This window comes from Duganella zoogloeoides (genome assembly GCF_034479515.1).
GTDB classification, from domain to species: Bacteria; Pseudomonadota; Gammaproteobacteria; order Burkholderiales; family Burkholderiaceae_D; genus Rugamonas; species Rugamonas zoogloeoides.
Window position 1 is genome coordinate 3370779 of the sequence record NZ_CP140152.1, and the last position, 24064, is coordinate 3394842.

At 63.1% G+C, this 24064-nt stretch carries 19 protein-coding genes; 13 read left to right on the forward strand and 6 right to left on the reverse strand.

Annotated elements, in window-relative coordinates; genetic code table 11:
• Positions 1–116 precede the first annotated feature (116 nt).
• Positions 117–1985 (forward strand): hypothetical protein, encoded by a 1869-nt coding sequence (locus tag SR858_RS14855; protein WP_154819698.1) that lies wholly within the window; start codon positions 117–119, stop codon positions 1983–1985.
• A 97-nt stretch (positions 1986–2082) separates the two neighbouring features.
• Positions 2083–3384: a TraB/GumN family protein gene (locus SR858_RS14860; RefSeq protein WP_019919785.1), complete on the forward strand. Its 1302-nt coding sequence runs from the start codon at positions 2083–2085 to the stop codon at positions 3382–3384.
• 19 nt (positions 3385–3403) lie between these two features.
• On the opposite strand, the gene SR858_RS14865 is transcribed toward SR858_RS14860, so the two are convergent.
• The 3 genes from SR858_RS14865 to SR858_RS14875 form a co-directional block, all read right to left on the reverse strand.
• Complete coding sequence (locus SR858_RS14865; RefSeq protein ID WP_019919786.1) at positions 3404–5674, reverse strand: RelA/SpoT family protein; 2271 nt, start codon at positions 5672–5674, stop codon at positions 3404–3406.
• A gap of 7 nt (positions 5675–5681) precedes the next feature.
• Positions 5682–6032 (reverse strand): RidA family protein, encoded by a 351-nt coding sequence (locus SR858_RS14870; protein ID WP_019919787.1) that lies wholly within the window; start codon positions 6030–6032, stop codon positions 5682–5684.
• A 71-nt stretch (positions 6033–6103) separates the two neighbouring features.
• Entirely contained in the window at positions 6104–6982 is an 879-nt protein-coding gene (locus SR858_RS14875; RefSeq protein WP_019919788.1) for an alpha/beta fold hydrolase, read from the reverse strand.
• A 118-nt stretch (positions 6983–7100) separates the two neighbouring features.
• Between SR858_RS14875 and SR858_RS14880 the strand changes: the two genes are divergently transcribed.
• From SR858_RS14880 to SR858_RS14890, 3 genes are all read left to right on the forward strand, one after another.
• Positions 7101–7895: a 3-hydroxybutyrate dehydrogenase gene (locus SR858_RS14880; RefSeq protein ID WP_019919789.1), complete on the forward strand. Its 795-nt coding sequence runs from the start codon at positions 7101–7103 to the stop codon at positions 7893–7895.
• Between the two features lie 141 nt (positions 7896–8036).
• Complete coding sequence (locus SR858_RS14885; protein ID WP_019919790.1) at positions 8037–9344, forward strand: dicarboxylate/amino acid:cation symporter; 1308 nt, start codon at positions 8037–8039, stop codon at positions 9342–9344.
• 171 nt (positions 9345–9515) lie between these two features.
• On the forward strand, positions 9516–10586 hold the full coding sequence (locus tag SR858_RS14890; RefSeq protein WP_019919791.1) for a DUF3466 family protein: 1071 nt from the start codon (positions 9516–9518) through the stop codon (positions 10584–10586).
• A 203-nt stretch (positions 10587–10789) separates the two neighbouring features.
• Here the strand turns inward: SR858_RS14890 and SR858_RS14895 are convergent, their stop codons facing one another.
• Positions 10790–11440 carry a CoA transferase subunit B gene (locus tag SR858_RS14895; RefSeq protein WP_084669770.1) on the reverse strand — a complete coding sequence of 217 codons (651 nt, stop codon included), beginning with the start codon at positions 11438–11440 and terminating at the stop codon, positions 10790–10792.
• A gap of 14 nt (positions 11441–11454) precedes the next feature.
• Positions 11455–12165 carry a CoA transferase subunit A gene (locus SR858_RS14900; RefSeq protein ID WP_019919793.1) on the reverse strand — a complete coding sequence of 237 codons (711 nt, stop codon included), beginning with the start codon at positions 12163–12165 and terminating at the stop codon, positions 11455–11457.
• Positions 12166–12332: 167 nt separating this feature from the next.
• Between SR858_RS14900 and SR858_RS14905 the strand changes: the two genes are divergently transcribed.
• A complete protein-coding gene (locus tag SR858_RS14905) occupies positions 12333–12893 on the forward strand; it encodes a LuxR C-terminal-related transcriptional regulator (RefSeq protein WP_019919794.1) in 561 nt (186 codons plus the stop codon).
• On the opposite strand, the gene SR858_RS14910 is transcribed toward SR858_RS14905, so the two are convergent.
• Positions 12894–13670, reverse strand: coding sequence for an SDR family oxidoreductase (locus SR858_RS14910; protein WP_019919795.1), 777 nt, complete (start codon positions 13668–13670; stop codon positions 12894–12896).
• A 211-nt stretch (positions 13671–13881) separates the two neighbouring features.
• On the opposite strand from SR858_RS14910, the gene SR858_RS14915 reads away from it, so the two are divergent.
• From SR858_RS14915 to SR858_RS14945, 7 genes are all read left to right on the forward strand, one after another.
• On the forward strand, positions 13882–15546 hold the full coding sequence (locus SR858_RS14915) for an electron transfer flavoprotein-ubiquinone oxidoreductase (protein WP_019919796.1): 1665 nt from the start codon (positions 13882–13884) through the stop codon (positions 15544–15546).
• A 128-nt stretch (positions 15547–15674) separates the two neighbouring features.
• Positions 15675–18989 carry a tetratricopeptide repeat protein gene (locus SR858_RS14920; RefSeq protein ID WP_019919797.1) on the forward strand — a complete coding sequence of 1105 codons (3315 nt, stop codon included), beginning with the start codon at positions 15675–15677 and terminating at the stop codon, positions 18987–18989.
• Positions 18986–20161, forward strand: coding sequence for a DegT/DnrJ/EryC1/StrS family aminotransferase (locus SR858_RS14925; RefSeq protein WP_019919798.1), 1176 nt, complete (start codon positions 18986–18988; stop codon positions 20159–20161). Before SR858_RS14920 ends, SR858_RS14925 begins: the two co-directional genes overlap by 4 nt.
• A 12-nt stretch (positions 20162–20173) precedes the next feature.
• Entirely contained in the window at positions 20174–21295 is a 1122-nt protein-coding gene (locus SR858_RS14930) for a hypothetical protein (protein ID WP_154819700.1), read from the forward strand.
• Positions 21292–22056, forward strand: coding sequence for a class I SAM-dependent methyltransferase (locus SR858_RS14935; RefSeq protein WP_019919799.1), 765 nt, complete (start codon positions 21292–21294; stop codon positions 22054–22056). The genes SR858_RS14930 and SR858_RS14935 overlap by 4 nt, the downstream gene beginning before the upstream one ends.
• A gap of 123 nt (positions 22057–22179) precedes the next feature.
• On the forward strand, positions 22180–23034 hold the full coding sequence (locus SR858_RS14940) for a flagellin N-terminal helical domain-containing protein (RefSeq protein ID WP_019919800.1): 855 nt from the start codon (positions 22180–22182) through the stop codon (positions 23032–23034).
• A 96-nt stretch (positions 23035–23130) separates the two neighbouring features.
• The gene (locus tag SR858_RS14945) at positions 23131–24042 is read left to right on the forward strand and encodes a hypothetical protein (protein ID WP_019919801.1); all 912 of its coding nucleotides are present in this window, start codon (positions 23131–23133) and stop codon (positions 24040–24042) included.
• Positions 24043–24064: the final 22 nt, after the last annotated feature.

Genomic DNA, 24064 nt, shown 5'->3' on the forward strand with positions numbered 1-24064 from the left:
CGGCGCGATGACTATTCGCCGGCAGCCGTGTCACTCATTTATTCCCGGGAGTAAGATAGACATATCGACAACCGGGAGCGCCCATGCCACGACACGCCACAGCAGTCCAGTATGCAATGCGAATACTGATGGCGCTGTTGGCGCTCGGTGCGCTGCTGTGGAGTGAGGCGGCGCTGGCCTGCAGTTGTATCAATCAACCGCGCTCGGGCTTCATCCATGCGGACCTGGAGCGACTGCCGTCGAATGCGCGTGGCGCGTTGTTCCTGGTCCCGCGCCGACACCAGGGCACGGTGGCGCCCGATTCGTTCAGCATCACGTCCGATCGCGACGACGGTCGGCTGCCGGCGCAGGTGACCTGGCCCCGCTTCGACGACAACGACGGTGCATATCCGTCCGTGGCTCGGGTGGGACCGGCTGGCGGCTTCAAGCCCGGTGCGCGCTACACCATACGCTATACCGGTGAGCCCGCCATAGGCATGCGGACGTCCACGCAGTTCACCATCGACGCCACGCCGCTGGCGCCAGGCCCCATTGCCCTGGCGATGGACGGCGCCCCGACGCGCACGATGCTGCCCATGCGGGCCGGCGCAAGCTGTTCCGACATCGAAGCAGTCGTGGTCGGCAATTTTCACTACGAACTGCCCGACAGTTACGCACCGTACCGCAGCATCGTCATGTACCAATCGCAGTCGCGCACGCCGGGCGCAGCGTATGAGCCGATCGAATATGCGTCGTCGTTTTGCGAACGCCGCAAGCTGGGCGTGACCGCGCGCGACGACGGTCGCGACCTGGTCCATGCCAGCTGCACAGCGCCACCGGCGCTGCTGCAAGTGCGCGGCCGCGCCGGCCTGCTCGAAGTGGAAGACGATTTGCAACCTACCGAACCGGTCACGCTTGACCTGGCCAACGCGGCCGGCGCTGCCTGCGATCCGGCAGGCATGTTGCGCGAAGCGCTGGCCAGCGACGATGCCGAACGCATCCGCAGCGTCGTGTGCGGCTTTCCGATCCACTTGCGGGGGAAAAAACTGGCCTCCGAAGCACTGACCGCGCCATCGGCCTTGTTGGCACTGGTCAAACGCGAACAGCCGCCGCCGCGCACATGCATCGCTCGCAGCGCCGCGCGTATCGTGGCGCAAACAGGCGAACCACCGGACGACCTGGGCCGCTTCCTGGCAGAGGATTTTGCATCGGGTGACGAACAGCGCATCGGTGCAGCAGACCAGGTGGCATCCGGGATAGCGCGCGAGCTGAACCGGCGCGAGTTGCCGATCGCCGTGCGCCAGCAGCGCGTGGAAGCTTTCTGGCAGCCGATGTTGCCCGCCATTGCGGGCGTGGTCATCGATGGCAAGGACCGCAACGCCGATCAGCTGGCGTGGATACTGGGAGAGCATGGACAGCACAGCCAGGCATACGTGCCGGCGCTGATCGCCGCCAGCCGCCGGCCAGCGCTCTCGGCGCGCCCCGCCCTGATTGCCCTGACCCGCCTGATACCGCAGGACCAGAGCCTGCGCGTGCTGTTGCGCCACGCCGCCCGCCAACCGGTGCTGCTGGAAACCGCCGCCGTCCAGTTCGCCAAGGTGGCCACGCCGGCAGAGCGGCCCGAAGTCAACCGGCTGCTGGCAAAGGCCATTGATGCCGGCAGCCGCGATGCGCTGTTTGCCGTTGCGCGTGATGGCGAACCGTCGAACGCCGCCGTCCCGGCCCTGCTGCGGCGCCTGCAGCGCGAGCTGCCTGACGGCCAAACCTATGGTGTTTTCAGCGCCCTGCTCCATGTATGGCAAGGCGAGCCGGAAATCGCGACCGCGCTATCGACGGTGTTGCTCTACGACGGCATGACTCATCTGCACCTCTACCTCGAGCTCGTCGCCAAGGCCGGCGCAACCGCCCGCCCGCTTGCGCCCACCCTGCGCCTACTGCTGACAAGACCCCTGCCTGACGTTGAGCGCCAGGCGGCCGAACAAGCCCTGAAGGTCATTACCCGGTAACGTTGTCGCTCTTTACACTTCGATACATGAATGCCGGAATTCAACGATAAGATGAAACCACATTCATGCTTCAGGAGGCGTTGTGCGGAATCTGTCGATGATTTTAACGCTGTGCGCCATGTGCTTTGCTGGTGCTGCGCACGCAACCGCTGCCGGGCCGCTGCCGCCGCGCCTGGTTGCTGCCGAACGCAACGGCCAGCTGATCTTCCTGCTGCCTGAAACGCATGCGGGCATGCGCAGCCAGTACGACCGCTATTTCAAGACCGTGATCGCGCCAGCGTTCGTCGCCTCCAGCCTGTTGCTCAGCGAACGCTCGTCTCCGGTCCAGGCCGAGTCCAGCCTGCGCTACCAGGCCTGCCCCGACGAACATGCGGACGAGGCCCAGGTGGACCCCGCACTGAATGCGGCGTTGCCCGAAGTGCTGCCCACATCGCACTGGGGTGTGTTTCCGCCATCGGCGCCAGTGACCGGCTTCAGCCGCTTCATGCGGTTCCAGCTGGTATTCGAAGACGCCTACTTCAACTCGACAGGACGAAACACGCCGCCGTGGGAGCTGCAGCCAGCACCGGAGTTGCCTGCCCGGCTAACCACCAATTATGCGACCCGTCTGATGCTGGACGACCCGCGGCCGTATGCGTCGGTCGATACGCCGGCCAGCAGCTACCACGCGTATTGCTCGCTGGCGCCGGCACAGCGCACCGCGCTGGCGCGGGCTGCATTGCAAATGCGACTGCGCCAGGCCGGCCATGCGCCGCCGCTCGATCAACTGGGCAAGCCTGAAGATGCTGCAGAGATCGAGCGCCGTGAACTGGAGGAAAAAGCTGCCAAGATGGATGCCAACTACTGGCAATGGGTGCAGCGCATCGCGCTGGCGATAAACACGAGCAACGCCGCAGCCACGGCAATGGCGGAGGACTACCCGACCAGGGCGCCGAACCAGCTCGACACCGATCGCTACCTGCTGGCCGCCCGCAACCGCGAGTGGCTGGCGCGCTTGCCGCAGATGACCGCCGGCCAGCGCTTGCCGTTCATGGTACTGGGCGCCGCCCACCTGCCGGACACGGCGGCAGGACCAGGTTTGCTGCGGCTGTTACGCGAAGCCGGCTACAGGTTGACGCTGGTGCGCGACCATGCGCAGCTGACCGCCATGTTGCACCGCCTGCCGCCGCCGCTGGCCAAGCCATCGCCATCGGCCGACCAACCCTGGCAGCGCACTGTACTTGACGGCCAGTGCACGGACATACCGCATGGCGAACTATGCGGCTGGGCTGGCGGCGGTACGGTGGTAACCCTGGCCGACAAAGGCACCGCATACAACAGGCTGACAGTCTGTGTAACCCACGACACCGCCTGGGGGCCGCGCAACAATTGCTCCACCACCGACGTCCCCCGCCACTAAACTTGGTGTGGCGTCGTGGTTAGCTGCGCCGCGCCTCCTGCACGCCCGCCACTTCGGCAATGGCGTTCAGGGCTTTTTGCAGCTGGGCCGTGGCGCCGATTTCGGCGGTAAAGGTCATGCGCGCAAAGCCCTTGGTACTTTGGGTGTTGACGCCGATGACATTGATTTTCTCGCGCGAAAACACCTCCGAGATATCGCGCAGCAGGCCCTGGCGGTCGTTGGCCAGCACGAAAATATCGACCGGGTAGACCGTGTCGGTGACCGCGCGGCCCCACTCGGTGACGATCACGCGCTCGGGCGCCTTGGCGCGCATCTCGGCAAAATTCTTGCAGGTGGCGCGGTGGATCGAGACGCCCTTGCCGCGCGTAACAAAGCCGACGATGCCGTCCGGCGGCGCCGGCTTGCAGCACTTGGCCAGCTGCGTCATCAATCCTTCGGTGCCGACGACCAGCACGCCCGACTTGGCGCCCTGCTCCGTGCTCGATGCCCGGCTTTTACCGAGGAACACTTCATCGACCGGCTCGACCGGCTCGCCGCTGTCGTGCAGGGCATGTTCGATCTGGCGCAGGCTGAACTCGTCTTTGCCCACCGACAGGAACAAATCATCGACCTTGGCAAAACCGAGCTTGTTGGCCAATGCTTCCAGGTTGACGGCGGTCTTGCCTTCGCGCTGCAAGGTTTTTTCCACCATCGAACGGCCATGCGACAGGGTTTCCTGCATGTCGATGGCGTGGAACCAGGCGCGGATTTTCGAGCGCGTGCGGGTGGCAACCGTGTATTCGTCGCTGAGCCAGTCGCGCGACGGTCCGGCCGTGCCCGGTGCGCCCTTGGCGGTGATCACCTCGCAGGTCTGGCCGTTTTTCAGTTGCGTATTCAACGGCACCATGATGCCATCGACGCGCGCGCCGCGGCAGCGGTGGCCCACGTCGCTGTGCAGGTAGTAGGCAAAATCGATCGGCGTGGCGCCCACCGGCAGTTCGATCACGCGCGCCTGCGGCGTCAGCACGAAAATGCGGTCGTCGAGCGCGGCCGACTTGAGTTTTTCCACCCATTCGCGCTGCTGGTCTTCCTCGCCCACCACCGATTCCGCCACATCGGTTTTCCACGCCAGCAACTGGCGCAGCCAGGCGATCTTTTCTTCGTACTTCTGGCCGACCGAGTTGGCGCCGCCTTCCTTGTAGCGCCAGTGCGCGGCCACGCCGTACTCGGCAAAGCTGTGCATTTCCTGGGTGCGGATCTGCACTTCCAGCGGCCGGCCGTCTTCGGCCGTCACCACCGTGTGCAGCGACTGGTAGCCGTTCGGTTTGGGACGCGAAATGTAATCGTCGAATTCTTTCGGAATCGGCGTCCAGATATTGTGCACCACGCCCAGCACCGTGTAGCAGGTCTTGACGTCGGCCACGATCACACGGAACGCACGCACATCGTAGAGGTCGGTAAAGTCGAGCTCCTTGCCCTTCATCTTGCTCCAGATCGAGTAAATGTGCTTGGGCCGGCCGAACACCTCGGCCTCGATGCCGGCCGCTGCCATCTCCGACTGCAGGCGGGCAATCGCGTTGGTGACAAAACCTTCGCGCATCATGCGCTTTTCTTCGAGCATCTTGGCGATGCGCTTGTACGCATCGGGCTCGATGAAGCGGAACGACAGGTCTTCCAGCTCCCACTTCAGTTGCCAGATGCCGAGCCGGTTAGCCAGCGGCGCGTACAGGTCCAGCGTTTCGCGCCCGTAAGCGCAGGTCATGTCGTTGAACAGCTTGATGTCGGCGAAATAGCGCAAGGTCGTCACGCAGGACGCGAGCCGCACCAGCACCACGCGCATGTCGGACGCCATCGCCAGCAGCATCTTGCGCAGCGTTTCCACTTGCGCCACGGCTTGCTGGGCCGCGTTGCGGCCGCGCGCCGGTCCGCCGGTGGCAGACTGGGCCGGAGCCTGGGTTTGCGTGAGTTCGCGCAAGCGGATCAGCTGGCGCACACCGGCGACCAGGTCGCCGACTTCGGTTCCGAAACGCGGCTCGATCAGCGGCGCCTGGGCCGGGTCGAGCAAGGTCAGCTCGAAGACCAGGCCGGCGATGCGGGTTTCGACGTCGCTGCGCATATAGGCCAGCGTGGCAGCCACGCCGGTGGCAAATTCAAGAGCGCCCTGGCCGCTGCTGGTGACGCGGCCGGCATAGGCCTCGCCGGCAAAGTCGAGCGCGGACTGCATGCGGATGCTGTCATCTGGCGACAGGCCCGACAACAAGGGATCGGTGGTGGCGGACGTGGCGCCAGCCAGCGCGGTGGTTGAAACCATGATGCTCCTAGCGCTGGGCGGCGACGACGACGATTTCGATGCGCCAATCAGGATTGGCCAGTTTGGCTTGCACGGTGGCGCGCGGCGGCGAGTGGGCGCCGGGCACCCAGGCGTCGTACTCCTGGTTCATGCCGTCGAAGTCGGCCAGGTCGGCCAGGTAGATCTGGCAACTGAGGATGCAGGTCTTGTCGCTGCCGCACTCGGCCAGCAGGCGGTCGATATGGGCCAGCACTTCGCGGGTTTGACCGACGATGTCGAGGCTGGTGTCATCGGGCACCTGGCCGGCCAGGTAGACGGTGTTGTTGTGGATGGCCGCTTCGGACAGGCGGGGGCCGACGTGCAGTCGTGTAATTTCCATGGTGGTTTCCTAAAAATTATTATTATGTGGTTGCTTGCTTAGTATTTAATTAGTACGTAGTTGGTATGTTACTAACCCAGCAAAAACGCGCGGGCAATCGCAATCTGGTCGTCGTGGATGAAGGTGGGCGCGTGGCCCACGTCGGCAATCTCCACCAGCGTGGCTTTCGGTCCGCGCTGCGTCATCAACTGCGCGGTATCGCGCGTGAGCAGGTCGGAGTGGGCGCCGCGCACCAGCAAGGTCGGGCACTGCACCGCGTCGTAGGCGGCCCACAGCATGGCCTCGTCGGCCTTGGCGGACTCCGGCGTCACCGAACGGAACGGCAGCGCCAGGCCCATGTCGTAGTGGCGCACCCATTTGCCGTCGGCATCCTGGCGCAGCACGTCGGTGGCCAGCTTGTGCCATTCCTGCTCGGTATGCGGGCCGAACGAGGCCGAGACATCGCGGATGAACTGCGCGCCTTCGTCAAAAGAGTTGAACCGCAAGTCCTGGCCGATATAGTCGCCGATGCGCTGCAGCGCGACCGGTTCGAGCACCGGGCCGATATCGTTGAGCACCAGCTTGCCGATCGGATTGCCGGGCAATGACGCCAGGCCCAGGCCGATCAAGCCGCCCATCGACGTGCCGAACCAGTCCACCGTCTGATCTTCCCTGCCATTGGTCACACGCGCGAGCAAGGTCACCATATCGCTGACATACTGGGGGATGCGGTAGAACTGCGGGTTCTGCAAGCGGCCGGAGCGGCCACGGCCGACCACGTCGGGACAGATCACGCGGTAATCGCCGCACAAGGCGCGCGCCAGGTGGTCGAAGTCGTCGCCGACACGCGTGACGCCGTGGACGCAGATGAGTACACGCGGATTGTCACGGTCGCCCCACTCCTTGTACGCCATCCGGTGCAGACCGGCAGGTGACACGCAGGTGACAAAGTTCGAGGTGGCGTCGGTCATGCGGTTTCCTTGATCATTTTTTAAGTTGGTTCTAATGACATTTTACCGGGCGATGTGCTTAAATCCTAACGCAGTGTAGCGCAGCACGCCTTCTATCTCCAACCCTCCAGAGGACACCATGACGAACAAAAGTTTAACCGGCAAAACCGCATTGGTAACAGGCTCGACATCGGGCATCGGCCTCGGCATCGCACGCAGCTTCGCGGCCGAAGGCGCCAACGTGATACTGAACGGCTTTGGCGACGCCGCCGAGATCGATCGCCTGCAAGCGGACCTGGCCAAGGAGTTCGGCATGCAGGTGCTGTATCACAACGCCGACATGTCCAAGCCGGCCGAGATCGCAGCAATGATCGCCTTTGCCGACGACAAACTGGGCGGCGTCGATATCCTGGTCAACAACGCCGGCATCCAGTTCGTTGCCAATATCGAAGATTTCCCGATCGAGAAATGGGACGCCATCATCGCCATCAACCTGAGCTCGGCGTTCCACACGTCACGCCTGGTCCTGCCTGGCATGCGCAAGAAAAACTGGGGCCGCATCATCAACCTCGCCTCCACCCACGGCCTGGTCGGTTCGGCCGGCAAGTCTGCCTACGTGGCAGCCAAGCACGGCCTGCTGGGCCTGACCAAGGTGGGCGCGCTGGAAACGGCCAGCACCGGCGTCACCGTCAATGCCATCTGCCCCGGCTTCGTGCTGACCCCGCTGGTCCAGAAGCAGGTGGACGACCGCGCCGCCAAGGACGGCATTAGCAACGACGAAGCCAAAAAGGCACTGCTGTCGGATAAACAACCATCGGGCGAGTTCGTCACGCCGGAAGAACTCGGCGCGCTGGCGGTGTTCCTGGCCAGCGACGCGGCCCGCCAGGTACGTGGCGCGGCATGGAATATGGATGGCGGCTGGGTCGCGCAGTAATATCTACGCCCTTCTCATAAGCGACGGCTTACCGGGTTATCACTAAAACGGATGGAACTGCAACACCTGCGGTTTTCCACAATAGTGATAACTGTTATTTTCACGGATGATGACCTCCTCAACTGAACGCGAGGAGACCCCGTGAAAAAACCATTCTATAAGGTACTGTACGTCCAGGTACTGTTCGCCATTGCGTGCGGCATCCTGCTCGGCATATTCCTGCCCAAAGATGCCGTGGCCATGAAGCCGCTCGGCGACGGCTTCATCAAACTGATCAAGATGATCATCGCCCCCGTGATTTTCTGTACTGTTGTGTCCGGTATCGCCGGCATGCAGGACGTGAAAAAAATCGGTCGCGTCGGCGGCAAAGCGCTGCTGTACTTCGAAGTGGTCTCCACCTTCGCCCTGGCCATCGGCCTGGTCGTTGCCAACGTTCTGAAACCAGGCGCCGGCTTCAACGCCGATCCAGCCCACCTGGATGCCAAGTCGATCGAGCAATACACGCACGCCGAAGGCCTGACCACCACCGACTTCATCATGAACATCATCCCGAAAACTTTCGTGGATGCGTTCGCCAAGGGTGACATTCTGCAAGTGCTGCTGATCGCCATCCTGTTCGGTTTCTCGCTGTCGCTGCTGGGCGAGCGTGGCCGTCCGATCACCAAGCTGATCGACGAGCTGTCGCACGTCATCTTCGGCGTCGTCAACATCATCATGAAGGTCGCTCCAATCGGTGCCTTCGGCGCGATGGCCTTCACCATCGGTAAATACGGCCTGGCTTCGCTGATCCCGCTGGCTAAACTGATGGGTTCGTTCTACCTGACTTGCGGCCTGTTCGTGTTCGTCGTGCTGGGCCTGATCGCCCGCTACACCGGTTTCTCGATCTTCAAATTCGTCCGCTACATCAAGGAAGAACTGCTGATCGTCCTCGGTACCAGCTCGTCGGAAAGCGCGCTGCCTTCGCTGATGACCAAGCTCGAACGCCTGGGCTGCTCCAAGCCGGTCGTCGGCCTGGTGGTTCCAACCGGCTACTCGTTCAACCTGGACGGCACCAACATCTACATGACCATGGCCGCCCTGTTCGTTGCCCAGGCAACCAATACCGAGCTGACCCTGATGCAAGAGCTGACCATCCTCGGCGTTGCCATGCTGACCTCGAAAGGCGCTTCCGGCATCACCGGCGCCGGCTTCATCACCCTGGCCGCCACCCTGGCCGTGGTACCAACGATCCCAGTGGCCGGCATGGCGCTGATCCTCGGTATCGACCGCTTCATGAGCGAATGCCGTGCACTGACCAACTTCGTCGGCAACGGCGTGGCAGCGGTAGTTGTCTCCAAATGGGAAAAAGAGCTGAACATGGAAACCATGCATGCTGAGCTGAACAACCCTGGTTCGACCCTGGTCAAGAACGATCTGCCACCTGTGGTGGCACCCGTACCAGCACACTGATCACCGGTAGTGTCGCAAAAAAAACCTCGCACAGCGATGTGCGGGGTTTTTTTTATCCGAAAATGAACAGCACTGCTGTCCGCTTCCGGACATCGGGGCTCGCCCAGCCCTTGACACCGCCATGGCATGGCTCTTGCGCTGCTCCCGTCATTCAAAGACCGAGGAGACAGCATGCCGGCCCTTACCCCTGTAACACTTCCTACCAGCAAAACCGACGCCAGCTTTGCCGTCGCCATCAGCAGCAGCGGCCAGATGGCCGGCACCATCGAGAATGAACACGGCGTGCGCCGCGCGGTACTCTACCGAAAGGACATGGTCGAACTGGGCACGCTGGGCGGCAGCGACAGCTACGCGGGCGGCATCAACCACGCCGGGGACGTGGTCGGCACGGCGCAAAACGCCGACGGCTACTGGCGCGCTTTCGTCGCGCCAGCAGCCCGCGCCGGGAATCCACTGGCCATGCGCGATCTCGGCACCTTGGGCGGACGCAGCAGCCACGGCGCGGCCATCAACGACGCCGGCCAGGTCGTGGGATTTGCCGATACGGCCGATGGCACTTTTCACGCCTTCCGCAGCGACGGCGTGCACGGCCCGGTCGATCTCGGCACCCTCGGCGGCCAGGTCAGCTACGCCACCGACATCAACAACCACGGCGTGGTGGTGGGCGCGGCCGCCCTGCCCAATGGCTACCGGCGCGCTTTCCTCTCCCGGCCGGGAGCGGCCATGCAAGATATCGGCACGCTGGGTGGCCGTTCGAGCGCCGCCAGCGCGGTCAACGACCAGGGCGTGGTCGTCGGCACGGCGGAAACCGCCGGGCGCCGCTGGCACGCATTCATGTGGAAAGAGGGAAAGATGACCGACCTCGGCGCGTTGATCGGCTACGGCAACAGCTTTGCCACCGATATCAACACCGCCGGCCACGTGGTGGGCAGCATCCGCATTGGCGACGAGCGCCGCGCCTTCGTGTACCGCGACGGCAAGATGACCGTGCATCCGGGCGGCTTCGGCCTGTACGTGGTCAATGCGATCAACGACGACGAACTGGTGATCGGCGCCCAGTACACGGGCAAGCAATTCAGTGCGGCTTTCATGCACTCAGGCCAGCCGGCTGTGGTCACCCACGGCGGCCAGGATCTGCTGTCGATTATTGCAGCGGTGTTGACAGTTGCCGCTACGCTGGTGATATGCCGGCGCCGATACCGTGGCATCGCCGGGCTGGGCGCCAACCGTGGTCACGCCTGAACTTGCCCGCCTGGCTGCCGAGGCTGTCGCCGGCAGCGTAACACGTGTGTTGAGCAAGCCTGCCCCGTAACATCCGCACGGACCATGCAGGTCCCGTAACTGTCGTTGCCACCACGCCGATCCAGGAGCGGCCTGCGTGGCGGCCGGTCGCAAAAAAGCCGCGCGGCGGTGGCGGCGCGGCTTTTTTACGGCTGACAATCGTCTTACAGTGCCGTCAGGTCCAGTTCCACGCCGGTGGCGGCAACGATCTGGTCCCTGGTCACGCCCGGCGCCAGTTCGATCACCTTGAGGCCGGTGTCGCCGACTTCCAGCACGCCGAGGTCGGTGACGATCAGGTCCACCACGCCCACGCCGGTCAGCGGCAGGTCGCATTTTTTCAGCAGTTTGTGCGACGTGGTGCCGTCCTTGGCGGTAGCCACGTGCTCCATCAGCACCACCACCCGCTTGACGCCGGCCACCAGGTCCATCGCGCCGCCCATGCCCTTGACCATTTTGCCTGGAATCATCCAGTTGGCCAGGTCGCCGCGCTCGGACACTTGCATCGCGCCGAGGATGGCCAGGTTGATCTTGCCGCCCCGGATCATGCCAAACGAATCGGCCGAGCTGAAATACGCTGCGCCCGGCAGCGCGGTGACAGTCTGCTTGCCGGCATTGATCAGGTCGGCGTCGACTTCATCGTCGGTAGGGAACGGGCCGATGCCCAGCAAGCCATTTTCCGATTGCAGGAATACTTCCATGCCCTCCGGTACATAGTTGGCCACCAGCGTAGGCAAACCAATGCCGAGGTTGACGTAATATCCGTCTTGCAGTTCCTTGGCCGCGCGCGCGGCCATTTCATCACGAGTCCATGCCATGTTTTTCTCCGTTATTAGTTCGATGCCGGGTTGGCGCGGACCGTGCGCTGCTCGATGCGTTTTTCCGGCGTGGCGTTGACCACGATGCGGTGCACGAAGATGCTGGGCAGGTGCACGGCGTCCGGGTCGATCTCGCCGATTTCCACCAGCTGCTCGACTTCGACGATGGTGATCTTGCCGGCCATGGCGGCGTTCGGGTTGAAGTTGCGCGCGGTTTTGCGGAACACCAGGTTGCCGGCCTTGTCGGCCTTCCAGGCCTTGACCAGCGCCACATCGGCCACCAGGCTGCGTTCCATGACGTATTGTTCGCCGTCGAACTCGCGGATTTCCTTGCCGTCTGCGACGATGGTGCCCACGCCGGTCTTGGTGAAGAAGGCCGGGATGCCGGCGCCACCGGCGCGCAGTTTTTCGGCCAGCGTGCCTTGCGGCGTGAATTCGAGTTCCAGTTCGCCGGCCAGGTACTGGCGTGCGAATTCCTTGTTTTCGCCCACGTAGGACGCGATCATTTTCTTGATCTGGCGGGTTTCCAGCAACTGGCCGAGGCCGAAGCCGTCCACGCCAGCGTTGTTGGAAATGGCGGTCAGGCCCGTGACGCCGGAGTCGCGCAGCGCGCCGATCAGGGCTTCGGGGATGCCGCACAGGCCGAAGCCGCCCACGGCAATGGTTTGACCGTCTTGCACGACACCGGCCAGCGCGCTGGCGGCATCGGGGTAGATTTTGTTCATATTGTCCCTTGTTATCTCAATTCGCTCAATCAAAACGACTCAATACTAAACTTTTTTTGTTGTACGGAGTCTGAGCATAGAATAGCCTAAATAAAAGCACAATACCGTAGAACTACCGCCAATAACCACCGCCAATTGATCGCAGTTAATCTGTCCGTCATTACGCCATGAATCCATCCACCGTTATCGACTACGAAACCATCTTCCTGCAAGCGCCGGTCGGCATGTGTATCTCGGAAAACCGCGTGATCCAGAATGCCAACGACACCCTCGCTGCCATGTTCGGCTACACGCGCGCGCAATTGCAGGGCATGTCCTTCCTGGCGCTGTATCCGACCATGGACGAATTCCTGCGCACGGGCGACCGCATCATTCCCATCATGACGGCCAGGGGCCGTTATTCCGACGAGCGCATCATGCGCCGTGCCGACGGTGAGCTGTTCTGGTGCCACGTCACCGGCAACCCGATGCACGGCGAGGAACCGTTGGGCGCCGGCATCTGGACCTTCGAGGACGTCAGCGAAAAACGCCCGGTCACCGCCGACCTCACCCCGCGCGAACGCGAAATCGCCGCGCTGCTGGTGGAAGGCAAAACCAGCAAGACCATCGCCCGCCAGATCGACCTCAGCCCCCGCACCGTCGAAATGCACCGCGCCAAATTAATGCGCAAGTTTTCAGCGGCCACGTCTTCCGAACTGGTACATAAACTCGTCGGCATGCGCTTCTAATTACATTGCCGTCATTCCGTCATCCGCAGAAATGATAGCGCCGTTAATAAAATTGGCATCCTCTCCCGCCAACAGCAACAACAAGCCATCAAGATCTTCAGGCTTGCCCGGCCGCTTACGTGGCAGCAAGTCGATCAGGCGCTGGCCCTGCTCGCTGGCGAAATATGCTTCATTGATCTCGGTGGAAATGTAGCCGGGGCAAATGGCGTTGGTGTTGATGCCGTATTTGCCCCACTCCACCGCCATCGCCTTGGTCATTTGCACCACGCCGGCCTTGCTGGTGCAGTACACGCCGATCTGCGGCATCACGCGCAGGCCGGCCACCGAGGCGATATTGATGATGCGGTGTTTCTTGCTGGGGTCGCCCTTGGCGCGCGCGATCATGCGCTTGGCGGTTTGCTGGGCCACAAAAAAGGCGCCGCGCAAATTCGTGTCCATCACGAAGTCGTAATCGTCCGGGGTCACATCCACCAGGCGCTGGGTGGTGGAAACGCCGGAATTGTTGACCAGGATATCGATCGGGCCGGCCTCGGTTTCGGCATGGGCGATCGCCGACTTGATGCTGGCGTAGTCGGTCACGTCCAGGCTCACCACGTGGGCGGCACCACCGTCGGCTTCTATCTCGGCACGCAACTCTTTCAGGCGCTCGGTGCTGCGCGAAGCCAGTACCACCTGCGCGCCAGCCTGGGCCAGCACCTTGGCAAACCTGGCGCCGAGGCCGCTCGAGGCGCCGGTCACCAACGCGATTTTTCCCTCAAAATTGACTTCTATGCCCACGGCAGCTCCTCTGTATGACGATCACGAAATGCACAGCGCTTTTCTGCTCGCACTGTCTGATCGCAATCATTACACAAAATGCCAGATTAGATTGCGATGTCTAATGATGTCCCTCAGAATAGCGCCACCATTGCAATCGGACCGAAAAAGAAGCACACTCGTGCTAAAATTTTCCCCATCACCCAATATACGATAAGCACACTATAAAAATATGACACAGCCCCAGAATCTCATCGAACAGTACGGTCCACGCGAGGCGATGGAGTACGACGTCGTCATCGTCGGCGGCGGTCCGGCAGGCTTGTCGGCGGCAATCAAGATCAAGCAACTTTCGCCCGACACCTCGGTGGTCGTGCTGGAAAAAGGCGGCGAACTCGGTGCACACATCCTGTCGGGCGCCGTCATGGACCCGCGCGCGCTCACAGAGCTGATTCCCGACTGGAAAGAGAAAGGCGCGCCGCTCAACACCGCCGTCACCGAAGACCGCGTGCTGTTCCTCACCGAGACCAAGTCATACCAGACCCCGAACTTCGCCCTGCCCGCCTGCTTCGAGAACCACGGCAATTACGTGATCTCGCTCGGCAACGTGGTGCGCTGGCTGGGTGAGCAGGCCGAAAGCCTTGGCGTGGAAATCTTCCCCGGCTTCCCGGCCGCCGAGATCCTGTACAACGACGACGGCTCGGTCAAGGGTGTGGCGACCGGCAACATGGGCGTCAAGCGCGATGGCGAAGCGGGCCCCGACTTCCAGCTTGGCATGGAACTGCACGGCAAGTACACGCTGTTCGCGGAAGGCTCGCGCGGCCACCTGGGCAAGCAGCTGATCGCCAAGTACGACCTGAGCAAGGGCAAGGATCCGCAGTCGTACGGCATCGGTATCAAGGAACTGTGGGAAATCGACCCGGCCAAGCACCAGCCCGGCCTGGTGATCCACACCACCGGCTGGCCGCTCGACAGCAAGACCTACGGCGGCTCGTTCCTGTACCACATGGAAAACAACCAGGTAATGGTCGGCTACGTGGTCGGTCTGAACTACGAAAACCCGTACCTGTCGCCGTACGAGGAATTCCAGCGCTACAAGACCCACCCGGAAATCCGCCAGTTCCTCGAAGGCGGCAAGCGTGTGTCGTACGGCGCCCGCGCGATCACGGCCGGCGGCCTGCAATCGCTGCCCAAGCTGGTCTTTGCCGGTGGCGCGCTGATCGGCTGCGACGCCGGCTTCCTCAACATGAGCCGTATCAAGGGCAGCCACGCCGCCATCAAGTCTGGCATGCTGGCCGCTGAAGCTGCCGTGGCCGCGCTGGGCGCCGGCCGCCAGCACGACGAACTGGCCGCCTTCTCCACGGCCTTCGAACAATCGTGGCTGCACGAAGAACTGCACGTGGCGCGCAACGTCAAGCCATGGCTCAACAAGGGTTTATATATCGGCGCGCTGATGACCGGCATCGACCAGATTGTGTTCCGCGGCAAGGCGCCATGGACCCTGCACCACTCGCACGCCGACCACGAGTGCCTCAAGCCGGCGTCGCAGTTCGCGCCGATCGTGTATCCGAAACCCGATGGCAAGCTGACGTTCGACCGCCTGTCGTCGGTGTTCATCTCCAACACCAACCACGCCGAAGACCAGCCGATCCACCTGACGCTGAAAAACCCGAGCGTGCCGGTCGATGTGAATCTGGCCCAGTACGCGGGCCCGGAGGCGCGCTACTGTCCGGCCGGCGTGTACGAGTTCGTCAAGACCGACGCCGGCGCCGACCGTCTGCAGATCAATGCCCAGAACTGCGTGCACTGTAAAACCTGCGATATCAAGGATCCTACCCAGAACATCGTGTGGGTGACGCCGGAAGGTGGCGGCGGCCCGAACTATCCGAATATGTAAGGCGATCACTGCTTACAACACTCTACGGGGCGTCCAAGGACGCCCCGTAATTCTTTCGGGAAATACTCTATCCTGGGGCAAAGAATAGGCGTTACAATTGGTCATCATAAAATTAACGTTCTTCGCCCATGGATGCACACGATTCCACCGCCACGCCGGACGCCCTGTTGGCGCAGGCGATCGCCCACCACCAGGCCGGCCGGCTCGAGGACGCACTGAAAGACTATGACGCCATCCTCGCCAGCGCGCCCGACCATGCGCTGGTGCTGCACAATCGCGGCCTGCTGCTGGGACGGCTGGGACGGCATGCGCAAGCGGTGCTTGACTTGCGCCGCGCGGTGCAACTGGCGCCCGACGAGGGTGAGTTCTGGTTATCGCTGGCGCGCGGGCTGGTGCAAACGGGCGAGCCGGGCGAAGCGCTCGATATCGTTGACCACGTGCAATCGCGCGGTTATCAAAGCCCTACCATCGAACAACTGGTGGCGCAGGCCAGCGCCGCCCTGCCGGTAGAACCGAACGACGCGGCCCGGCAAGTCATCATCGACCTCTACAACGCCGGCCGCCACGCCGACATGGAGCAAGCCACGCAAGCGCTGCTGGCGCGTCACCCGCGATCGACCTTTGGCTGGAGCGTGCTGGGCACAGCCCTGCAACTGCAAGGCAAGAATCCGATCGCCGCCCTGCAGCGCCTGATCGCGCTGGCGCCGCACGATGCCGAAGCCCACACCCACCTGGGCGACGCCCTGCAAAATGCCGGCGACCCGCAAGCGTCGCTACCCTTGTACCTGCGGGCGATCGAACTTGCGCCGCAGTATGGCACTGCCCACTGCAACCTCGGTTCGGCGCTCGATGCGCTGGGCCGCCACACCGAGGCGCAGCAAAGCTACCGCCGCGCCCTTGGTGCCGACCCGGGTAACCTGGCCGCTCACTTCAATCTCGGCAACAGCCTGCGCGATGCGGGCCAACACGGGGAGGCCGTCGCCAGCTATCGCGCTGCCCTGGCGCTGGCGCCACAAGACCCGCAACTGCTGACCTACCTGGCCGATACCTTGCGCGCGATGCAGCGCTACGACCAAGCGCTGCCACTGTACCGGCAGGTTATCGATCTGCTGCCGGACAACGGTGAAGCCTGGGCCAACTTGGGCACGACCTTGCAAGGCATGGGCCAGTTCGATGGCGCCATCGATGCGCAACTGCGCGCGATCGCGCTTGATCAGGGCCTGAACGCCCTGCATGCCAACCTGGCACTGCTGTTGCACGCGCAACGCCGCAACGATGAAGCTGAACAACAGTACCGCCTGGCGCTGGCTGTGCAGGAGAACGATTCAGACCTGCACCGTGGCCTGGGCGACCTGCTGTGCCAGCGCGCCGCCTACGCCGACAGCCTGGCTGCCTGCGAACGGGCGCTGGCGCTCGACCCGGACAACATGCTTGCCCACATCGTGATGGCGGCTGCCCAGCAGGGCATGCACGATTACGAAAGCGCGCTGCGCAGCTACGACCGCGCGCTGGCCATCGATCCCCAGCATGCCGCAGTGTGGCTCAACAAGGCCATCGCACTGCAGGAAAGTGGCGACCTTGACACTGCGCTGGCGCATTACGAGCAAGGGCTGCGCCTGCAGCCGGACTCTGCCGATGGCTACGCCAACATGGGCGTCGCACTGCATCGACTCGGTCGCCACGACGAATCGATGGCGGCCTATCGGCGCGCCCTGGAGCTGGCGCCGGACCTGGCGCTGGCGCACGCCAATATCAGCGCGCTGTATTACAACCTGCGCGACTTCGCGACTGCCGAGCGCCATGCCCGGCAAGCGCTGACGCAACGCCCGGACTTCCTGCCGGCGCGGCGCAACCTGGTGTCGGCACTGATGCGGCAAGAACGCTACGCGGACGCGGTCGGGGAGTGCCTGGAGGGCCTGGCGCATGCACCCGGCGATGCGTCCCTGTATTCCGAGCTGGGTCGCAGTTACTTCAAGCTCGGTGACATCGATCAGGCCATGGCCAGTTTCGAGCAGGCGCTGGCGATCGAGCCCGCCCATCCCGAGACCCTGACCAGCATGGTGCCCATACTGCTCGACGAAGGGCAATTCGACCAGGCGGAGGCGGCCTGCCGCCTGGCCATGCAAGGCTTGCCCGATGATGCTTCGTTACGCAGCAACCTGCTGTTCATGCTCAGCCATGCCTCCTCCGACCCCGACCAGCTGTTCCACGAACACTGCCTGTTCGGCGACCAGTACGAAGCGCCGCTGCGCGCCTCCTGGGCGCCGCACCCGAACCAGCCGGACCTCGACCGCAAGCTGCGCGTGGGCTTCGTTTCCGGTGACTTCAACAACCACGCATTGGTCAGCTTTTTCGAGCCACTGGCGCTCTTGCTGGCGCGCGAGCCCGCATTGGAGCTGCATGCGTTCTACAACAAGCTGATGGAGGACAAGACCACGTCGCGTCTGAAACCGTTGTTTGCGCACTGGCACAGCATTGCCGAGCTTTCCCTCGACGGCGCCGAGCGACTGGTGCGCGAGCAGGAAATCGACATCCTGATTGATCTCGCCGGCCATTCTGCCGCCAACCGCCTGCAGCTGTTCGCCCGCAGGCCGGCGCCGATCCAGGCCAGTTGGCTCGGCTATGCGGGCACCACCGGGCTGCTTGGTGTTGATTATTACATCAGCGACAAGTTGCGCATGCCGGTGGGGCGGTTCGATCGCCAGTTTACAGAACACATCGTGCGCATCCCGCTGAGCTCCTCATTCTTGCCGGAACAGTACTCGCCGCCGATCAAGCCCTTGCCGGCGCTGACCACGGGCGTGCTGACGTTCGGCAGTTTCAGCCGCGCCAACAAGCTCAGCCGAGACGTCATCGCACTCTGGTCACGCGTGCTGCACGCCTTGCCAGACGCGCGCATGCTGCTGGGCGGCCTGGGCGCAGGGCGCTCGTCCGCGACGGTGCTCGGCTGGTTTGCCGACGAAGGCATTGCTGCGGACCGGCTCGACGTGCGTCCGCGCGGCTCGATGCGCGACTATCTGCTGCTGCACCACGAAATCGATGTCCTGCTCAATCCGTTCCCCTACACCGGTGCCACCACCTTGCTGCACGGACTGTGGATGGGCGTGCCAACCCTCACCATGACCGGCCCGACCATGGCCAGTCATGGCAGCGCGTCCTATCTTACCCATGTCGGTCTCGATGCGTTCGTCACCGAAGATCCCGATCTCTTTGTCAAGCGCGCGGTATTCCTGTCCAATAACATACCAACCCTGGCTGCCCTGCGCATCACGCTACGTGCACGCTACAACGAGTCGCTGCTGGGACAACCGGCCGTGGCCGCCTACGGCCTCGAACGCGCCCTGCGCATCATGTGGCAACGCTGGTGTGCAGGCATTGCGCCGGGGCCGATTGATGTCGAACTGGAAGATTTGCTGCCGGCTTCGGCAAGCGACAACGTATGAAAACCATTCGCACGCCACAAGATCTGGCTATTCATGGCGCTGTCCCGGCGTTTGCCGAATCGCTGCACGTGGGCCGCCCCAACATGGGCGACCGGGCCGCATTCATGCAATACGCCAACGACATCTTCGACCGCCGCTGGCTCAGCAACAACGGCCCGCTGGTGCAACAATTCGAGCGCGAGATCGAAGCCCACCTTGGCGTCAAGCATTGCGTGGCAATGTGCAACGGCACCATCGCGCTTGAAATCGCCATCCGCGCACTCGGCATGGAGGGCGAGGTCATCGTGCCGTCCTACACCTTCGTCGCCACCGCCCACGCATTGCAGTGGCAATCGATCACGCCGGTGTTCGCCGACATCGATCCGGTCACCCATCTGCTCTCGCCCGACGCAGTGCGGCGCATGATCACCCCGCGCACCACCGGCATCATCGGCGTGCACCTGTGGGGCCGCGCCGCGCCGGTGCGCGAGCTGCAGGACATCGCCGACGAACACGGCTTAAAACTGATGTTCGACGCCGCCCACGCGTTTTCCTGCATGCACCAGGGCAGGATGATCGGCAACTTTGGCGCGTGCGAGGTGCTCAGCTTCCACGCCACCAAGTTCTTCAACACTTTCGAAGGCGGCGCCGTGGTCACCAACGACGACGAACTGGCCCAGACCATGCGCCTGATGCGCAACTTCGGTTTTGCCGGTTTTGATCGCGTGGTCCATCCCGGCACCAATGGCAAGATGGTCGAAATCAACGCAGCCATGGGACTGGTCAACCTGAAGGCGCTTGACGACGTGGTGGACGCCAACCGGCGCAACTACCACGCCTACCGCGATGCCCTGCGCGACGTGCGCGGCCTGCGCCTGCTGTCGATGGAGACGGGCGAGCGTCACAACTACCAGTACGTGGTCGTGGAAGTCGGCCCCGAATGCCCCGCCACGCGCGACCAGCTGATCGACGCCCTGCAGGCGGAAAACGTGATCGCGCGCCGCTATTTCTGGCCGGGCTGCCACAATATGGAGCCGTACCGCAGCCTGTTCCCCCATGCCGGGCTGATGCTGCCCCACACGGGCGTGGTGGCTGCGCGCGTGATCGTGCTGCCAACCGGCCAGACCATGGATGCCGACATGATCGCCACCGTGGTGCAGATCATGCGCATGCGCATTCAAGAGCTGGGCTGATTGGAGCGCACCATGGCGCAGGGCGTCCTGATCCTTTCTGGTTATAACATCCGCGCCGTGGTCGCGTTTTGCCGCTGGGCCACGGCGCGCGGGGTGCCGTTCCACCTGGTCGCGCGCGATGGGTCCGACCCGATCTTCCTCACCAATTACGCCGCGCACGTGTTACTGACCCGCGACAGCTCGCAGTTGGCTCTGGCGCACTTCGTCCACTGGGCCGCATTGCTGCGCGCGCAGCATGGTTACGAGCGGCTGCTGCTGCTGCCCTCGACCGAGTTCCTCAACCGCTTCATGCTGGCGCACCGCGAAGAACTGGGACAGGCCGGCTGCGTGGTGCCGCTGGTGGACCAAGCGCTGTATTGCCGGCTGTCGGACAAGCATAGCTTCGGCCGCCTGTGCAGCGATGCCGGCATCGCCGTGCCGGGCGAATACGATACCTTGCCCGAGCGGTTCCCGTTTGTCGCCAAGCCACGCAGCTATGCGGGGATAGGCACCCGCCAGCTCAAACCGCACTTGGTGTACGGCCCGGTCGAACGCGAACGGTTCCTGCGCGGGGAGGACAGCCGCGACTTCTATTATCAGCAATACGTCGACGGGCGCAGCCTGTATCTGCTTGCGTACGTGCCGATCAGCGGGGAGCCTGTGCTGTTTTCCCAGGAAAACCTGGTGCAGCAGCCCGAGGGCGGCTCGGTCATCCTGGCGCGTGCTGACGATTTCCATTTGCAAGCCGATGCGCTACCCTACCTGGCGCTGCTTGCCCAGGTCCGCTTCCACGGCCTGATCATGATCGAGGTGCGGCGCGCAGCCGATGGCACATGCTATATGATCGAAGCGAACCCGCGCCTGTGGGGGCCGATGCAACTGGTGGTCGACCACCCGACCGGCATCTTCGACGCCTTCCTGGCCGATTACGGTTTCTGCACTGCAGCGGCAGCGGCAGCGGCAGCGGCAAATTCTGCCAGCGCCGCCCCCCTGCCATGCTATTACTGGTCCGGAGGCTTGCGGGCCGGGCCACCGAGCTATCACAACTTCAGCGCGGCCGCGCTGGCAGCGCAACAGGCGGCCATCGCTCCCAGTGATATTTTCCATCGGCATGACAGCATGCCGCTTTACCGTCACGAACAGGCCCAGCCATGAACCATCCCACTCCGACCCTGGCCGAGCTGTATAGCCGGACTAGCAAACACAGCAACTATCAGGTGCTGGCCCGGCCGCTGCGCGCACTGCTGGCTCAGGATCAGCTGGCCATCAGTTCGCGCCACGAGGAAGCGCGCCTCGACTATCTGCTGGCGCGCCAGCCGGTACGCGGGCTGCGCCTTGCCGACATTGGCGGCAATACCGGCTTTTTCACCCTCGAATGCGCGAGCCGGGGCGCCGCCGAAGTCCTGTATTTCGAAGGCAACGCAGCCCATGCGCAATTCGTCACTGCCGCAGCACGGGAACTGGGACTGGAACAAATCGTCAGAACCGAGGCGCGCTACGTCGACTTCCAGCACGACTTCCATGATGCTATTGACCTTTGTCTGCTGCTCAACGTGTTGCACCATATCGGCGACGACTACGGCGACCCGGGTCTGTCGCGCGAGCGCGCGCGGCAAAGTGTGCTCGACACGCTGAACCGCCTGGCCGGCTCGTGCCGCCACATGGCGTTCCAGCTAGGATTCAACTGGAAAGGCGACCGCAACCTGCCTTTGTTCGACACCGGCACCAAGGCCGAGATGATTGCCTTCATCCGCGACGGCACGGCCGGGCGCTGGGCCATTGACCACATCGGCATTGCCACAGGCAGCGCCGCTGATGCCACCTATCATGACCTGAACGACAACAATGTTCACCGAGATGACAGCTTGGGAGAGTTTCTCAACCGGCCGCTTTTCGTGCTGCGTTCACTGGTTTGAAAATAATTTCAGAAAATTTCTGGAAAGCATTTAATCAAGCGTCCCGTGATGTCGCCTTGTGTAGTTGAGAGCAGGACAACCCCGATGCTCTAAACTGACATCACCCAACCCAGGAGTAACAACATGCTGAGCCTTCACACCAACAACGCTGCCCTGTCCGCACAGAACGCAATCGCTAAAACGCAGAGCAACCTGTCGACGTCGATGACGCGCCTGAGCACCGGCTACCGCATCAACACCGCATCCGACGATGCAGCCGGCCTGCAGATCGCCACCCGTCTGAAGGCTCAGACCAGCGGCATGGCCATGGCCATGAAAAACACGCAGAACGCTACCTCGATGCTGCAAACCGCATCGGGCGCCTTCAACCAGGTGACCAACATGCTGGTCCGCATGAAAGATTTAGCCACCCAGGCAGCCGACGTGTCGTCGAGCACCAAGGACAAGGAAGCAATGCAGTCCGAGTTCGACGCACTGGGCAAAGAACTGTCCAACGTGATGAACAACACCACCTTCGGCGGCACCACCCTGCTGGCCGGCGGCACCCTGGCAAGCTCGATGACCTTCCAGATCGGCGCTTCGCAGTCGGAAACGATGACCGTGACCGTGGCCAGCGCCATGACCGGTCTGACCAGCGCGCTGAGCTCGGCATCGTCGAACTACACCACCGCCATCACCAACGCGGCTGAACTGACCTCGAACGCCAACGCCACCATCCAGCTGCTGTCGGACGCGATTGACAAAGTCGGTGTTGTGAACTCGGCACTGGGCGCGACCATCAACCGTCTGGACCACATCAACAGCAACCTGTCGAACATTTCGACCAACACCGAATCGGCTTCCGGCCGTATCATGGACACCGACTTCGCAACGGAATCGGCTTCGATGACGTCGAACCAGATGTTGCTGCAAGCTGGTACCGCAATGCTGAAGCAAAGCAACAGCATGTCGTCGCTGGTAATGTCCCTGCTGCAATAATATTGCATCGCCCGGCGCCTGATGGCGCCGGTCGCAGAGGAGCCAACCGGCATGTCGGTTGGCTTTTTTTTCACCCTTTATTGATGAGCAACGCGAATGGTAGACCGTCTCGGCGCAGCCGCGCGACCCGCCAGCATTCCCGACCGGCAGAACCCGCCAGGTCCGGTGCTGCGCGGCCCGCTCGATCCCGACAGCCGGTATGCGGTCGGAGCGCTACCGGTCGCGCTGCCGGCCGGCACCCTGCTCGATGGCCCCGACACGCAACCGGCCAACCATCCCGCCATGCAGGCGCTGGTCGAAGCAGCGCTCGACGTGGCCGATATCGTCGATTCGTCCGCCATGCGGCCCAACCAGGTGTTCCTGTCGCGCCAGCTTACCTCGCATCCGCCCGACGCCGCCATGATGGCCGCCTCGTGGCAAGTGATGGTGCGCACGTACGGCCAGCAGCGCGCCGCCTGGCTCGATCAAGCGAAGGGCCTGCATGTGCCATCGAGCCTGTTCATGGCCGACCACAATCCGTCTGCCGTGCGTGAGGGCCGTCCCGGCTTGCCACTGGTGACGGAAATGGAGCCATGGCGTTTTGCCGTGTTCGCATGGGGCACCGAACGGCTGGTGCTCAAGGTGGTGGTGCGCGAATCGGAAGACAACGCGCCGCGCCGGCGCCGGCCCCGGGTGGCGCTGCGCCTCGAATTGATGTTGCCGGGCATGGGCCGGGTGGTAATCCAGGTCGAACCCACCTCAGCCAACGGCGTGCTGATGGAAGTGGGCGCCGCCCATACTTCTGCCATGCAATTCATGCGCGACACGCTGCCACAGCTGGCGGCGCTGGTCAACCGCTACGGCCTAACAGTGGTGCGCTGCCACCTGCGCCGCGCCATCCCGGCTGGCGGCCCCGAGCTCGATCCCACGCCTGCTCACACTGCCATGCTGACGGCGCCGCTGTTCAAGGCAATGGCCGAAATGGCAGTCGTGCTATCCCAGCCACAAACCGCCAGCGAAGCCCGCTAGCCGCTTCAACCCGCACGACAAG

What these genes read in the sequence shown, in the direction of transcription:
- SR858_RS14855 (WP_154819698.1), top strand. Translation starts at nt 117, where the DNA reads ATGCGAATACTGATGGCGCTGTTGGCGCTCGGTGCGCTGCTGTGGAGT.
- SR858_RS14860 (WP_019919785.1), top strand. Translation starts at nt 2,083, where the DNA reads ATGATTTTAACGCTGTGCGCCATGTGCTTTGCTGGTGCTGCGCACGCA.
- SR858_RS14865 (WP_019919786.1), bottom strand. Translation starts at nt 5,674, where the DNA reads ATGGTTTCAACCACCGCGCTGGCTGGCGCCACGTCCGCCACCACCGAT.
- SR858_RS14870 (WP_019919787.1), bottom strand. Translation starts at nt 6,032, where the DNA reads ATGGAAATTACACGACTGCACGTCGGCCCCCGCCTGTCCGAAGCGGCC.
- SR858_RS14875 (WP_019919788.1), bottom strand. Translation starts at nt 6,982, where the DNA reads ATGACCGACGCCACCTCGAACTTTGTCACCTGCGTGTCACCTGCCGGT.
- SR858_RS14880 (WP_019919789.1), top strand. Translation starts at nt 7,101, where the DNA reads ATGACGAACAAAAGTTTAACCGGCAAAACCGCATTGGTAACAGGCTCG.
- SR858_RS14890 (WP_019919791.1), top strand. Translation starts at nt 9,516, where the DNA reads ATGCCGGCCCTTACCCCTGTAACACTTCCTACCAGCAAAACCGACGCC.
- SR858_RS14895 (WP_084669770.1), bottom strand. Translation starts at nt 11,440, where the DNA reads ATGGCATGGACTCGTGATGAAATGGCCGCGCGCGCGGCCAAGGAACTG.
- SR858_RS14900 (WP_019919793.1), bottom strand. Translation starts at nt 12,165, where the DNA reads ATGAACAAAATCTACCCCGATGCCGCCAGCGCGCTGGCCGGTGTCGTG.
- SR858_RS14905 (WP_019919794.1), top strand. Translation starts at nt 12,333, where the DNA reads ATGAATCCATCCACCGTTATCGACTACGAAACCATCTTCCTGCAAGCG.
- SR858_RS14915 (WP_019919796.1), top strand. Translation starts at nt 13,882, where the DNA reads ATGACACAGCCCCAGAATCTCATCGAACAGTACGGTCCACGCGAGGCG.
- SR858_RS14920 (WP_019919797.1), top strand. Translation starts at nt 15,675, where the DNA reads ATGGATGCACACGATTCCACCGCCACGCCGGACGCCCTGTTGGCGCAG.
- SR858_RS14925 (WP_019919798.1), top strand. Translation starts at nt 18,986, where the DNA reads ATGAAAACCATTCGCACGCCACAAGATCTGGCTATTCATGGCGCTGTC.
- SR858_RS14930 (WP_154819700.1), top strand. Translation starts at nt 20,174, where the DNA reads ATGGCGCAGGGCGTCCTGATCCTTTCTGGTTATAACATCCGCGCCGTG.
- SR858_RS14935 (WP_019919799.1), top strand. Translation starts at nt 21,292, where the DNA reads ATGAACCATCCCACTCCGACCCTGGCCGAGCTGTATAGCCGGACTAGC.
- SR858_RS14940 (WP_019919800.1), top strand. Translation starts at nt 22,180, where the DNA reads ATGCTGAGCCTTCACACCAACAACGCTGCCCTGTCCGCACAGAACGCA.
- SR858_RS14945 (WP_019919801.1), top strand. Translation starts at nt 23,131, where the DNA reads ATGGTAGACCGTCTCGGCGCAGCCGCGCGACCCGCCAGCATTCCCGAC.